Genomic DNA, 14,625 nt, shown 5'->3' with positions numbered 1-14,625 from the left:
CATCCACTATGCACGATTCTTATTTAAAACTACTCGGCGTCAATCGTTTGTTAACTGCTGTTCCATCGCCCAAAAAATCCCGGGGAGACCTGATCAACACACAGGAACCCGGCTGGGACCTGGTTAGCTCCTGGATCAGCAACGCCACCAACAAGGTAGACGTTTTGCCCGTAACGGAAAGTATGGCGGGAGAAACGTTGTATGCCACACAGGTCACCACCCGCTCCCCTATGGGCGCTATTATATTCAACAGCGGCGGCATCCTCGTAGATCATGGCTGGATAAGGATCTTAGGATCAGGACACCCCACCCTGAACAGAACGTTGCACACCTGGAACATCAACAAAACAATTTTTGATAAAGGCAACGCCGGGTTCCTGCTGGTAGCGGACGATGCAGCAGGCGGGTTCTTCGCTATCAATAGTGGCGGTCTCGGCGAAGACATGGGCAAAGTATACTACTTCGATCCGGCAGCAATGGCATGGGAAGCGCTTGACATCTCCTATACGGAATTCCTGCTGTTTTGCTTCGAAGGCGATCTCGGGGATTTTTATCGTGACCTCCGGTGGAACAACTGGGAACAGGAAGTAAGTATGCTGGATGGTAACGAGGTATTTAGTTTCTATCCCATGCTCTGGACAGCAGAAGGTAAAGATATCAATAGCGTCCACAGAGCTAAAGTACCGGTGGAAGAGCATTACAATTTTACTGCTGATATGCTGTGGCAGCTGAACGGAGGATAACGATACAGACACATATTACCCAAAACAAACAGGCTTATAAGCACGTGACTTATAAGCCTGTTACCCTGCCGGCGCCGCATACTCACCAGCAAGGCATGGGGTTAAAAACAGTATTGTTGTTAGTACCCTTTCGTTGGTACCAGGTTAGGATTATTTCTCAACTCCACGCTGGGAATGGGGAACAACAGTTCCCGCTCCGTCAACGCACGGCCAACAGGGAACTTATGCCCTACATAGTTCTCAAAGGTTTTAGTGGTTACATTAAACGCCTTGCGGAGACGCACCATGTCAAACCAGGTAACATTCTCGAAACATAGTTCATACCAGCGTTCGCGCCATACCGCTTCCCTGAACTGTTCTTTGGTCAGCCCTGACAACGCCGGCAGCTTCGCCCTTGTCCGGATGGCATTTACTGCCTCATAGGCTTTGGCGCCTGGCCCGCTCACTTCGTTGGAGGCTTCAGCATATACCAGTAATATATCTGCATAACGGATCAGCGACCAGTTCAGATCACTGTTGGCCGTAGATGTCTGCGCTGCCACATCAAACAGTTTATACAAAAAGTATCCGCCCAGTGCCACTTTCTTGCTTCTGTCATCCTGGTGGGTAAACTCAGTAAAAAAGAACTGTCCTTCTTTTGCCCTGTAATCCGCCGGATCGTAGGATTTCACAAAGCTCTCTTCTGCGTATATGCCGCCGGTTTCCGATGAATAAGCGGATATATTTTTGTTATAAGGAATGATCAGCGACTGCCAGTTGCCGGGGATGACCTGCGTTTTGTACTGGATCATAAAGATGTTCTCTTCCACATTTTTCTTCGCCGGGTTGTGCAGATCGTAATAAGATTCAAACAACCGGTATTGTTTTGAATCCACCACTTCCTCCGCTTTCTTTGCTGCCAGGTCATAGTACGCAGCGCCTTTCTGCAACGGGTATCCGGCCATGGTGAGATATACTTTCGCCAGCAGTGATTTCACGGCGCCCAAAGAGGCCCTGCCACCCGCATCTACCCACGGAAGACCTGCCTTCTCTGCGGTGGTAAGATCGTCCACAATCAGTTTGTACACATCTTCCGGGTTCGCCTGTTTTGGCCTTATCTGTTCTGACTTCAGGTCTACCGGCTCCGTCACCAGCGGGATGTTGCCAAACAGCCTTATCAACGTGAAGTAGTACCAGGCACGCATAAAATGTGCTTCCCCCAGTAACTTCGTCTGCTCTGTCGCGTCCATTTTGATGTTCGGAATTTTAGCGATAGAGAGATTGGCATTGGTGATACCCTTGTAGTAATTTCTCCAGTAGCTCACACCAAACGCATTGTCAGCGGTATTCCGCAAGGTCCTGATATAAATAGCATCTACCGCCTGGCCGAGATCGGTGGCCGCCTGTCCGGTGGCAAATTCCGTCATGGTCCACGGTCCGCCGCCAAAGTCGCCGCCCATCGGATCACGCAGACTGGCATAGATCGCATTGACAGAACTCCTGGCATGTTCCGGTTTGGTAAAATAGTTTTCCTCGGTATAATTGCTGGGGTCTGATTCATCAAGGAATTTCCGGCACCCTGTCAACCATAAGGAGCCTGTTGTCAGTACCAGCAAACTGTATTTTATTATTGTTGTTTTCATAATTTCCAATTAAAGAATGACACAATACTATAACCCCACATTCAGTCCCAACATAAACACCCTTGGTTTGGGATAGTCGTACAACGTAAGTCCCTGATCGAAAGGCGCACTGGAGTTGGACACTTCAGGATCGTAGCCTTTAAATTTGGTCGCCAGGAAAAAGTTCTGCACGGAAGCGTACACCCTCAGGCGGCTCAACTTCAGGGCTGACACCGTTTTCGCAGGGAATACATATCCCAGCAACAGGTTACGGCCACGAATAAACGATCCGTCGGTTACCTTGTGGCTGTCATTGTAAGTATCGTAACCTGCATTGATCGGACGCAGCTGGGCTATCGGCGTATTCTGGTTGTTTTCTGTCCATGCGTTCAGCACGGTCCTGTAACTGTTGGCAATGCCCTGCCTGTCTTCTGCGGAGTGGATGCTCCTGTCCAGCACATCGTTGCCGTACATGAACTGGAGGTCTACCGTCAGGGACCATGATTTATACTGGAAAGTATTCAGGAAGGTACCAAAGCCGTCAGGAATACCTTTACCGATGATCACCCTGTCCAGATCATTGATGGAACCATCGTTATTGATATCCTTAAACTTCACGTCGCCGGGCAGCTTGCCGTACACCGCCGCTTCCGCTGCTTCCTTGGTGCCCCACGTACCCAGATGTACCCTTCCGAAGAAAGAACCTACCGGTTCTCCTTCCCTGATAATGCCATTGCCGGAAAGGATATCGCCATTCGCTAAAGCCAATACTTTGTTTTTGTTGATGGAGATATTGAAGATGGTATTCCAGGAAAAGTTATCAGTTTTAATGTTGACAGTATTAAGACCAAGTTCAATCCCCCTGTTTTCCATGCTGCCTACGTTGGAGAAAATCCTGTCGCGGCCGGTGGTGTAGGGCAAAGGTGCATCCAGCAGCATCCCGTCTACTTTTCTGCGATAGAGGTCCACTTCGAAATTCACCCTGTTGGCAAACAAGCCCAGTTCCATCCCGAAATCTACCTGTTTTGTTTTCTCCCAACGCAGACCTGGATTGGCGATACGATCAATGCCTACACCGGAGTTACGGGCGCCGTCAAACACCACGGTATAGTTGCCCAGACCTGCCAAAGCCCTGTAAGCAGGGATTTCGGAGTTACCGGTAGCGCCGTAGCTGGTGCGGAGTTTTAAATTGGAAATAACGGGAATGCTTTTCATGAAGTTTTCTTCCGTTACCCTCCAGGCGAGCGCCGCAGAAGGAAAGAAAGCAAACTGGTTGTCCCGCCCGAATTTGGAAGAGCCGTCCATACGGCCGGTAAAGGTGACCAGGTATTTATTGCGAAGGCCATAGTTAACGCGGCCGAAGAACGAATTCAGGCCATTGGCCGTAGCGATAGAGTAAGGCGGTTGCGGGCTGGACCCTGCACCGAGGTTGTTGTACTTAAAGTACGAGTCTGTGAATCCCTGCGTGGTGGCCTGGTTCTCGAAACGATCGATATGCTGCCAGGACACACCGGCCATCGCATTTACCGAATGTATTTTGGCAAACTCCCTGTTATAGGTGAGATAGTTTTCAAACTGCCAGGAGTTGTACCGGTTGTTGTTAACAGAGGCGTCGCCGTTATCTGAAATATACTGCATGCCTTTCGCCGCAAAATAATCTTCCCGCTGATTGATGATGTTCACGCCGAGGGTAGATCTCAGTTCCAGGCCTTCTGCGAGGTGAATATTGGCGTACATATTGCCCAGGAGAGTCTGTGTATGCAGAATGGATATCCTGTCGGCAGAAACGCGCAGCGGGTTGTCGCCCCCCTCCATACCGGGATAATCGCGGTTGCTGGCCCAGGAGCCATCTGCATATTTTACCGGGATGATCGGCAGCGCTTCCAGCACCTGGCGCATCATGGTGATACCGCCGCCGTCCAGCTGGTCTACCTGTTTTTCGCGCTGGTCGGTGTAGTTCAGGGTACCGCCTACTTTCAGCCAGTCTTTGATTTTACTGTCAAATACGATGCGGCCGGCATACCTGTCCTGCCAGGAGCCGCGCGCCAGCCCTTCCTGCGTGCGGTAGTTCAGGAAAGCGCCGAAGCTTTTCTTTTCATCCCCATCAGTGAATCCCAGCTGATGGTTTTGGGTAAATGCTTTCTGAAAGGTTTCATCCTGCCAGTCGGTATCATAGAGCGGATTTCCCTGTGAATCGAACAATAAGGGATTGGTGCGTTTTGTTTTGGGATCGGTATACTTGGTACCGGTAGCCCAGCCCGTGGGATCATATTTTTTTGCGTTGGCATACGCCTGGTCTTCTACAGCTAAAAACTCTTTAGCGTTCAGCAGCTCCAGCTTCCGGGGCAATACGCCGATGCTGAAATCCGGATCGTATGTCAGCCGTCCGCCACCTGCGTTGCCTCTTTTGGTGGTAACGAGGATAACGCCATTGGCGCCACGGGCGCCGTAAATAGCAGTGGAAGACGCATCTTTCAGCACCTCGATGGAAGCAATATCATTAGGATTGATATAATCGATGGGAGTACTGCCGTTCCGCAGGTCTACGGGATTCAATATCACACCGTCAATTACATACAACGGGTTGTTGGACACACTCAGCGAGCTGGCGCCGCGGATACGGATGTTAGCCCTGCCCCCGGGCCTGCCGGAATTGGATGACACGTTCACGCCGGTCACCCGGCCGGACAGGCTTTGGTTCAACGATGATGCCGGCCGCTCCTGGAGCGCTTCTGATTTCACCGTACCGACTGCTCCGGTCAGATCTGACTTTTTAGTTGTACCATATCCTACTACCACTACCTCATCTATTTTTTTTACACTGGGTACAAGCTGAATAACCATGTCTGCCGTAACCGGTACCTCCTGCGTGGTATAACCTATGTAAGAAACAATCAGCACTGCGTTGTCAGAAAGCCCTTTCAGGACAAACTTTCCGTCAGGATCTGTTGTTGTGGCCTTATCGGCATTCTTTACCTTGATGCTCACTCCGGGCACGCCTACACCGTTTTCTTCCAGCACGCGGCCACGTACATCCATAAGCGGAGCGGCTGCGTTAGCATAGGTCTGCGTGACAGCCCCTATCAGCAGGGCTAAAGTGGCATAAATGATCTTCTGGCGCAACGCCATCATTTTAAAAATCACCGTGGAAAACTGTCTCATAGTTAAAAAATTATCAGGTTAAATTTGTTCATTCCTTATCCGTGCACCTATATCAGCAGCTTATTCCAAATACAGTCAGGCAGTGGCAAATAGCCGCCCGTACCGGCGGATAGCAGCACCGGACTTCAGAAGACATAAAAAGGGGATGGATTGGTTTTACCGTATTTTTGTTGGTTGATAAATATATACCAGACTATAATAATTAGAACTCCTAACAATATTAAATCTCCAAACCGATACTTCCTTGTGATATTTTCGCTAAGTGAGATAGTAATTTAACAGAAGAAAGTGTTAGCCGGGCGCTTTTCCTGCGCCCGCTAACATCTGTTTATGAAGGTCACTTTTTTTCCATCGGATGTTCTTTCAACAGCTGCTCAGGTGAATAGAAATCGGTTTTGTTTTCTATCTGCTTTCTAACCTGTTTTACTTTCTCCGGGGAGATGGCTGAGCCGGTGTTTCCAAAACTATTACGCACATAAGTCAGCACTGCTGCAATCTCTTCATCTTTCAGGAGGTTACCGAAGGGGGTCATCGGTACCTGCCCCGGATACTTTTTATTATTCACTTCTATGGGTCCCAGCATTCCTTTCATCACCAGTTTAATGAGCCGTTCTTCACTGCCAGTCACCCATTGGGAGTTTGCCAACGGCGGGAAACCGGAATCAGGCAGTCCTTTACCATCCGGCTGATGGCATGTTCTGCAGTATCCTTCGATAGAATAGATCTGTTTTCCCTGGTTGAACAAGGCCAGCGCAGCGCCTTTCAGTTTGGCGTTGCTTCCCTCTTCTTTTTCATTGCCGACATTTTCTCCTTTCAGGTGGGCCACTGCCGCATCATAAGCGTGGACCATCCATTCGTCGAGTGGCATTTTCTTCGCCTCTGCCAGAATGGGCAGCCCTTTTTCTTTCCCTAGCCAGGAGGCCGCAACAATTCCCATCAGGCGTACCCGGCTGTTTTCATCCTTTACGGCCTGCATGAGCAGGTCGGCCTGGTCCGGTATCTGATGACCGACATAGCGCACTACCTGTACAGCGGCAGCCCTGGCATGATAGTCTTTCGCCTTTAGCACCTGTTTTAACAGGTCACGATCTACCTTATCCATGCCCCAGCTCACCCAAAGCCCTTCCAGCAGGTGATGATCGTATTCAGGATCGTTTTTGTCGAGGTTGGCTACCCATGTTTTCAGTTTTGCCAGTACCTCCGATACATCACGGCCTCTCAGTTCGCGGCGGGTGCGGTAGCGGGTCCGGTATTCCGGCAGTTTCAGGTTGTCCAGCAGTTCCTCTATGGTGGCGCCGGCGATGTGGGCGGGTTTTACCAGCGGTCTTGACGGATAGGTGATGCGGTATATCCTTCCGTGAGAGTGGTCGCGCAACGGGTCGCGTGCATTGTGCTGCATGTGCCCGATCAGGATGTTATGCCAGTCGATCACATAGAGCGATCCATCAGGCGCAAACTCCAGGTCTACCGGGCGGAAGTTCGGGTCGCCGCTCACCAGCAGGTCCTGGCGGTGGTGACTCTTATAGCCGGTGCCGTCGTCCTGTAAGGTGTGTTCTTTTGTTCCGAGGAAACCGATGGTATTGTTGATCAGGAAATCGCCCTGCACTTCGTCCGGAAAGTGCCGGCTGGACACAAATTCCAGTCCGGAGGTAGGCCGTACTTTATGTTTATCCTCTACCAGCTGTATCGACTTATGCGTGTGTTGTCCATATTTGGGCAATACGGTACCTGGCAGCATCCAGCGTACATCCGGACTGGAAGTTTCGGCGAAGAAAGGCTGTCCCCAGTCGTCGAAAGCGATGCCCCATGGATTAGGAATCTCCAGTTGAGCCGTACGTTCCAGCTTCCGGCGTTTCGGATCGTAGCGGTAGAACCCACCATTGGTGCCCCTCACAGTGCCGTAGGACGTTTCCACGTTGGTATGCAGGAAAACGCCTTCGCCGGAATAAATGGCTCCGGAAGCATCTACTGTAAAAGCATGACTGCTGTGGTGGGTATCATGGTCATCGAACCCGCTGAGCAATATCTCCTCTTTATCGGCTTTGTCGTCACCGTTGGTATCTACGTATAATTTCAGGTTGGTGCCCTGTGCTACGTATACGCCTTCGGGTGCTATCTCAAAGCCGATAGGCAGGTGGAGGCTGTCGGCGAAGACCGTTTGTTTATCGGCTTTCCCGTCATTGTCAGTATCTTCAAAAATAAGGATCTTGTCATCCGGCTTGGCATCTCCCGGTTTATAATGCGGATAGCTCGGCATCACGGCCACCCATAAACGACCTTTGTTATCAAAGGACATCTGCATGGGTTTGGCTAGGTCGGGGAACTGTTCTTCCGAAGCAAATAGCTCTACCTTATAGCCGGGCGGTACTTTCAGTTTAGCTACGGCTTCTTCCCCTGTCAAATAGCGCAGGTTACCGTTCTTAGCGGGGTTGTAGTTGGTCTTCACTTCCGGCAGTACTTTCGTACGTTTATCCGCCACCGTGATGTCCATTTTCGTGCCTTTCGATGCCGCCTGCCATATCGCAGAATCCCGGACAGCCGTCATTTCACGGATTTTTTCTATCTCTGCGGGATAGTTGTCTGGCCCGTAGGGATCGTAGCGGCGCCCGAATACATGCACACCGTTAGGGATTTTATAATCGTTGAGCCACATCCAGTTTTTCTCTTTAACCGCAGCATATACCAGCTGCCTGTTGGCTTCCGCTTTCGCGGGGGCTTCGCCGAAAAGTGTTGCTGTCAGCAGGTTGCCCAGCTTCCTGTATCCTTCTTCGTTCAGCTGGGACCCGTCGATGGTGAGCGGTTCTTTTGTGTCTGCATACCATTTTTGGGATGGTGTAAAGGCATCTACAAACAGGATATTGTTTTGCGCAGCCACTTCTTTCATAGCCTCCGTGTACATTGCCAGGTTTTCGTTTTCCTGTTTTCCGTTGGGGAGGTCGTATTTATCGGAGAGATCTTCGAAGGCAATGGGTGAAACGAGCGCCAGCTGCGGCGCGGACTTGCCATTGTATTTCTGTTTCAGCGTCCATTTGATGAAAGCGTCCAGTTCCGCTTTGTAATCGGCCAGTCCGGCTTTGCCTTCAAAGGATTCGCTGTAGCCGAAAAAGGCGATGATCACATCTGTTTTCAGGCGGGTCAGCCACTGGTCAGGTGTTTCAAAAAATCCCTGGCTGTGGTTGTCCATATTCTCCACTTCTTTGGCCAGCTGCGGGCGGAACTTCTCCGCGCCCGGAAAAGCCCAGGGGGAGTTTCTGCCGGAGTGCGGCCGGAAGCCCGGTGTTTCACCGCCGTCGCACATATTACGGATGATCAGGTTATAGTCGGGATAGCGGAGATAAAGCGCTGTTTCAAAGTTGTCATAGTGGACCATTCTCGATCCCAGGTTATTGCCGATCAGGGAAATATGCGTACCCGGGGAGATGGTCAGCGGATCATGCCCCTTCGGTTTACAGGCATCCAGTATCATTATCGCCAATACCAAAGGCACAAGCGGTACGTACATACCGATTTTAAATAGTCTGGACATCGTATCAGTTTTAGCGGGAATCAGGAAACGTTGTACTTATTTGGCCACACGATAGGGCACGCGGATATCTATTTTTTTCCATTTCTTTGGCACTTTCAGTCCCAGTTCATCATGAATGGCGTTAATCACCAGCCGCTGGAAAGGTTCCTGTCTGAAATCTTCCGGATGGCCCATGGTCGTCATGAACACTTTACCGCCGAAGGAGTTGGTGCCGGTCCACGCCACAGGATTTTCGATGGCTTCTTTGTCCGGGTTCACCGCCTTGCCCATCAGCAGCCAGGTGGAGCCTTTCACGGGATAGTCCGGTAATACGCGGTACAGCCAGGAGCGGACGTGAAAGTTTTTAGCGACGCCTGTCAGGATAGGGTTGGCCGCCTGTTCAGGCACGATGCTGACATCCGTGCTGCTCTCGTGTCCATAGTGCGTATGTTTGGCGGCGCCGCCCCAGCCCGGAGGCGCATTGAGCGCAAACTCCCCGAAGGCGTTCCATTTTTCGCTGGGATGACCTTCCGGAAAATGGAATGCGTGGGTGGTGGTGCGGAAGCCCATCACCGGTTTCCCGCTTTTAAGGTAAGCTTCTATCAGCGCCAGTTGTGCAGGAGGCAGCAGGCGCCAGCGTAAATAGAACACGACCAGGTCTGCCTTTTTCAGGGCTTCGAGGCCCGGAATATTTTCTTCGCTGTTATAATCCGGATATGCTTTGAGCACGATGGTCTTCATGCCATAGTCTTTCTCCAGCGCAGCGGCTATCAGCGGCATTGTTTCTTCACTGCTGTACTCATGATCTCCGGTTACAAATACCACCAGCGGCTTTTTAGCCTTTTTGGCGGACTGTGCGAAGAGGATGCCGGTGCAGGTGATACTGACACCGGCGATGAGTAATAAACAAAGGAGTATTTTTTTCATTGTACAGTGTTTATGGCGGCGGTTTACAGAAGCGCGTGCCGGTTAAATATACTGTTGGGATCAGGATTGTTCCCTGTGAGTGCGGCCACCACATTATTGACCGTGAGCAGGCATATCTGCCGGTAAGTGGCGGCGGTAAGACTGCCGGAATGTGGTGTGACCATCACCCGCGGATGATGCACCAGGTTGCGGGACTGTACCGGCGGTTCATCCGGCAGTACGTCCGCGGCGTACCCTCCTATCCTTTTTTCGTTCAATGCCTGCAACAGGGCGGCATGATCTACCAGCGCGCCTCTGGCGGTATTGATCAGTAAGGCGCCGGGTTTCAGGACTGCCAGTTGCGCAGCGCCCAGGAGCCGGTCGGTTTCTTTATTGAAAGGCAGATGCAGGCTCACCACATCAGAACGTTGCAAGACTTCTTCCATGGAGGCGAACGGATAGGGCACATCGCCGGCGGATTTGCTCCAGTACAGCACTTCCATACCAAAAGCTTCTCCCAGGCGGGCCACCCGTTTACCGATATTTCCCATTCCCAGGATGCCGAGCGTCTTACCATTCAGCTCATCGCCTGCATATTGATTGCGCCAGGCCCAGTTGTCCTGTTTTACCTGTGCTACTGATTCATACATGTTACGCATGAGCATCAGCATCAGCGCCAGCGTATGTTCTGCTATCGTGGCGGCATTGCTGCCCGGTGCATTGATCACCATTACCTTCCTGGCGGTAGCTGCTGCCACGTCCACGTTGTCCAGTCCCACACCGCAGCGGGCAGCTACCTGCAGCTGCGGACAGGCGGCCATCAGCGGTTCGTTGATCAGCCCTTTGCCCCTGGTGATGATGGCATGGATATCCTCCCTGTCTAATACGCCCTTAAGATCAGCTTCGTTGTATCCCGTGAACACGTTCACGTGCTCCCGGAGGACAGCCAATGCCTCATCTGCAATCGTCTCGAGCAGTAATACGTTTTTTCTCATCTGTCGTGATATAAAGTAGCGTCGTCGGACCGGTATCCTCTGAAATCATTTCTGTTGGAGACATACAGGCCTTCTTCATACAATTCATCTGTAAAGATACGGGGATCGATCTCAGCGCCCGGCTGGGAAGAAATTTCCACCAGGTTGCCTGCCGGATCACGGACAAACATCTGCATGGCGCCATCGGGCAGTTTCCGTACTTTGCCCCAGGGGTTGACATCAATCGTATTCAGTTCCTTCATGCGGAAGAAGATACTGTTGAAATCGTCTACCTGTACACAGATATGACCGCGGAAAGATGTTTTGTCTTCCCATTCAGAGATATGCAGTTGTTGTTCATCATTAAATTTGAAGAACATCACCGGATAATCAAACCTAAAGGCGGCAAGCGGCTCTAAGCCCAATTCGTGCTGGTAGAAGGCTCCGGCTTTTTCCAGATTATCTACGATCAGCGTAACGTGGTTAATTTTAAGTGCTTTAGCCATATATCATTATTTTCACTATGCTTTTTGTTGATACTCCCGTACAAAATCCCAGTCGGGGCTTACGCCTAATCCCGGGGCCACAGGCGCGGGGATCATACCGTTGGTGACGGTGATTTTTTCTTTTACCAGTTCATACATCATCGGATTTCCGCCGAGGGAGAACTCGATAATGGTCGCCGAAGGCGATGCAAAGGCCACATTCAGTCCGGCCATAAAAGAGAACGCGGACCCCCAGCAATGCGGCGCCAGCTCCAGCTGATGTACGCTGGCCAGATGCGCTACGCGTACCGCTTCAGAGATTCCTCCGATAATAGCCGCGTCAGGCTGTACCACATCGATGGCCCTGATATCGAGCAGTTCGTTGATATCAAAACTGGTATATTCACTTTCGCCGGCCGCGATGGGAATATGGGTGGATGCTCTCACTTCCGCAGTTCCCTTGCGGTTATCCGGACTGATAGGCTCTTCAAACCAGTAGAGGTTGCAGTCCTGTACGCCGCGGCAAAACTGTTTGGCTTCGGGTACGCTGAAGGTGCCGTGCGCGTCGGTCATCAGTTTGATGTCGGGACCCAGCGCTGCCCTGGCAGCTTTTACCCTTTCAATGCTGTTCCGGACGGTCTTATCCATAACGCCTACGCGCATTTTAACACCGCCGAAACCTTTTTCCACGTAGCCGTTCAGCTGCGCGCCGATGTTGTCCACGTCTGCCCATCCCCCGCTGGCGTAGGCCGGCATGTGATCGCGGCAGGCGCCGCCCAGCAGGTCCATCACCGGTACGTTCAGCATTTTACCTTTCAGGTCCCATAAGGCGGTATCGATGCCGCTCATGGCGGAAACGGTGAGCCCCCTTCTGCCGAGCACCGGGAATTTGCGGCCTCTCGACAGCGCGTAGTGGTCGCGGGTGCCATTGTACATCTCTTCCCAGAGACGGGTGATATCTTTCACATTTTTACCGATCAATGCCGGCTTCAGTTCATTTTCGATACAGTTCACAATGGAGGCGCATACCCCTGAAGACCCCACTGCAGCCTTGGCTTCTCCGAATCCCTGCAGCCCGTCTTCTGTTGTGATCACCACCAGCGTCATGTCAAAGTTCGCCAGCAGTCCGTAGTCTGAAGTATGTTGTTTTTCTTTTGGAACGGGACAACGCAGCCAAAATGCCTCTACATTAGCTATTTTCATCAGTTCTCTAAATAAGTTTTGATAAAGTATTAAATGACTTGCTGGTGAGCATGGTATAAAACGCTTCGGTGACGGCGGTGCTGCCGTGGTCGATGAGAAACTTCTCCTGTTCGGGAGAAAGGTTTTCCGGGCTTTCATCGATGGAGTCCGGATACGGGTTGGCCGGCGTGCGGTCCAGCGGGGAACAGAATTCGACTGACAGTACATCGTCATACCCCACTTCTTTCAGGGTGGCGACGATCTTCTCCCAGTTGAGATGTCCCATGCCCGGCGCCATGCGGTTGTTGTCCGCCACGTGAAAACCGACCAGTCGTCCTTTTGCTTTACGGATGGCGTCGAACATATCTGTCTCTTCCATGTTCATATGGAAGGTGTCGAGGCATACGCCGCAATTGGGTCCTGTGGCGGCTGCCAGGGCCAGCGCCTGTTCAGCCCTGTTGATAAAATAGGTTTCGAACCGGTTGATAGGCTCTATGCCCAGCAGGATACCGGAAGCTTCGCTGTAGTCATAGATTTCTTTCATGGCGTCTACCGCCCATTTCCACTCTTCTTCCGGTCTTCCGTCGGGAACGATTTTGCCGACGGTACCTGGTACGACAGACACCATATGACCGTCCAGCTCCTTCACCATTTTCACTACGTCTTTCACATATTGTACAGACCTGGCGCGCTGCGCTTCGTCCCTGGCCAGCAGGTTGCGTTCTCCCAGCATGAGGGTCACGGAACCCCAGCAGGACAAGCCATGGTCCTTCATGAGTTTTGCGATTTCTTTGGTATCGTATTGTTCAGGACTACCGGCAATTTCCAGCCGGGTATAGCCAAGCGCAGACACCCTCCGGATGGTGGTGGCTATTGTTTCGGAGCGCATCCAGTTGTGTATTCCTAATTCCATAACGCATGAAGTATATATCGTGATTAAAATACTGGTTTACCCTCTACAGTGTTAATAAAACGATTCGCAGTGCTTTTATCTGGCTGGTCTCATAACGGGAAAGCATCATTGTCTTACAAACATATTCAGACTACCGTTGAAATAAAAGTACTGCATTTGCAAAATATTGATACTATATTTACCTTAATTCCGATTTATCCCCTCATAAAATAAATAGTGTACCAATAACACCAATTATGAAAGTTGCCTATCGACATATATCTACTCCGGAGGATGCCAGTTTCGTTGTCAAAGAATACTGTCAGCCCCGTTTTACGAACACGTTTCATTTTCACCACGGGCATGAATTGATCCTGATCGTAAAAGGCGCCGGTAAATTGTATGCCGGCAACAAGGTCGTCAACTTCAGCGGGGGTGAGATTTACATGTTCGGTCCCGGCCTGGTGCATTGTTTCTGTAATGACAACCTCCCCGCCGACACAGAAGAAGAAGCTGCGCACGCGATCATCGTACAGTTTACAGAAGACTTCCTGGGCAAGGATTTTTTCGACAAACTGGAATTAAGAAAGATAAAAGAACTCATGCAATTGTCTGAACGCGGCATCAAATTCAGGCAACCGCCGGCTGTGCTTCCCGGCATGTTTTTCCAATTCCAGGCCAACCAGCAGATGAAAAACCTGCTCATCCTCTTACAGTTGCTGGACGGGCTGTCTCAACAAAACAGTGAAAATGTGCTGCTACTGGCAGACGATCCGAGAAAGATACACTATAAGGATGTAGATTCGAAAAAACTGGAATCGATATTTAAATATGTGCTGGAGAACTATCATACGCACGTAGACAGTAAATCGGCCGCCTCGCTGGCCTGTATGAACGAAGCCGCGTTCTGCCGTTACTTTAAAAGAAGGACCAGTAAAACCTTTTCGCAGTTTGTCAATGAAACGCGCATCAGTCACGCTACCAAGTTATTGATCGGGACCGATCATGGAGTGTCCGAGATATGTTATGCCTGTGGGTTTGACAACCTCTCCTATTTCAACCGGCAGTTTAAAATTTACCAGGGAAAATCACCGAGGGAATACCGCAAAGCGCTGGAGGAAAGTAATGCCAGCACACCGAGCTTCCGGCCTACAGATGACTGAAGGACCGTCCCC

The 14,625-nt window shown here is 50.9% G+C and carries 10 protein-coding genes; 2 read left to right on the top strand and 8 right to left on the bottom strand.

What is annotated here, in order from left to right; translation table 11 throughout:
- Positions 1–8: 8 nt before the first annotated feature.
- Complete coding sequence (locus B5D63_RS31545) at positions 9–743, top strand: DUF2625 domain-containing protein (RefSeq protein WP_078673055.1); 735 nt, start codon at positions 9–11, stop codon at positions 741–743.
- Between the two features lie 119 nt (positions 744–862).
- Here the strand turns inward: B5D63_RS31545 and B5D63_RS31540 are convergent, their stop codons facing one another.
- The 8 genes from B5D63_RS31540 to B5D63_RS31505 all read right to left on the bottom strand — a co-directional run bounded on the left by B5D63_RS31540 (position 863) and on the right by B5D63_RS31505 (position 13,471).
- Positions 863–2,365, bottom strand: coding sequence for a RagB/SusD family nutrient uptake outer membrane protein (locus tag B5D63_RS31540; protein WP_078672884.1), 1,503 nt, complete (start codon positions 2,363–2,365; stop codon positions 863–865).
- A 27-nt stretch (positions 2,366–2,392) separates the two neighbouring features.
- Positions 2,393–5,506 (bottom strand): SusC/RagA family TonB-linked outer membrane protein, encoded by a 3,114-nt coding sequence (locus B5D63_RS31535; RefSeq protein WP_078672883.1) that lies wholly within the window; start codon positions 5,504–5,506, stop codon positions 2,393–2,395.
- Positions 5,507–5,843: 337 nt separating this feature from the next.
- Complete coding sequence (locus tag B5D63_RS31530; protein WP_078672882.1) at positions 5,844–9,032, bottom strand: PVC-type heme-binding CxxCH protein; 3,189 nt, start codon at positions 9,030–9,032, stop codon at positions 5,844–5,846.
- A 36-nt stretch (positions 9,033–9,068) separates the two neighbouring features.
- A complete protein-coding gene (locus B5D63_RS31525; RefSeq protein ID WP_078672881.1) occupies positions 9,069–9,938 on the bottom strand; it encodes a ThuA domain-containing protein in 870 nt (289 codons plus the stop codon).
- 23 nt (positions 9,939–9,961) lie between these two features.
- Positions 9,962–10,912: a 2-hydroxyacid dehydrogenase gene (locus B5D63_RS31520; RefSeq protein WP_078672880.1), complete on the bottom strand. Its 951-nt coding sequence runs from the start codon at positions 10,910–10,912 to the stop codon at positions 9,962–9,964.
- Positions 10,909–11,397: a VOC family protein gene (locus tag B5D63_RS31515; protein WP_078672879.1), complete on the bottom strand. Its 489-nt coding sequence runs from the start codon at positions 11,395–11,397 to the stop codon at positions 10,909–10,911. Before B5D63_RS31515 ends, B5D63_RS31520 begins: the two co-directional genes overlap by 4 nt.
- A 15-nt stretch (positions 11,398–11,412) precedes the next feature.
- Entirely contained in the window at positions 11,413–12,579 is a 1,167-nt protein-coding gene (locus B5D63_RS31510) for a mandelate racemase/muconate lactonizing enzyme family protein (protein ID WP_078672878.1), read from the bottom strand.
- A 7-nt stretch (positions 12,580–12,586) separates the two neighbouring features.
- Positions 12,587–13,471 (bottom strand): sugar phosphate isomerase/epimerase family protein, encoded by an 885-nt coding sequence (locus B5D63_RS31505; protein ID WP_078672877.1) that lies wholly within the window; start codon positions 13,469–13,471, stop codon positions 12,587–12,589.
- A 236-nt stretch (positions 13,472–13,707) separates the two neighbouring features.
- On the opposite strand from B5D63_RS31505, the gene B5D63_RS31500 reads away from it, so the two are divergent.
- The gene (locus B5D63_RS31500) at positions 13,708–14,613 is read left to right on the top strand and encodes an AraC family transcriptional regulator (protein WP_078672876.1); all 906 of its coding nucleotides are present in this window, start codon (positions 13,708–13,710) and stop codon (positions 14,611–14,613) included.
- The last annotated feature ends 12 nt before the right edge of the window (positions 14,614–14,625 follow it).

The organism is Chitinophaga eiseniae (assembly GCF_900167135.1).
GTDB classification, from domain to species: Bacteria; Bacteroidota; Bacteroidia; order Chitinophagales; family Chitinophagaceae; genus Chitinophaga; species Chitinophaga eiseniae.
This window is presented reverse-complemented; position numbering and strand designations above follow the sequence as displayed.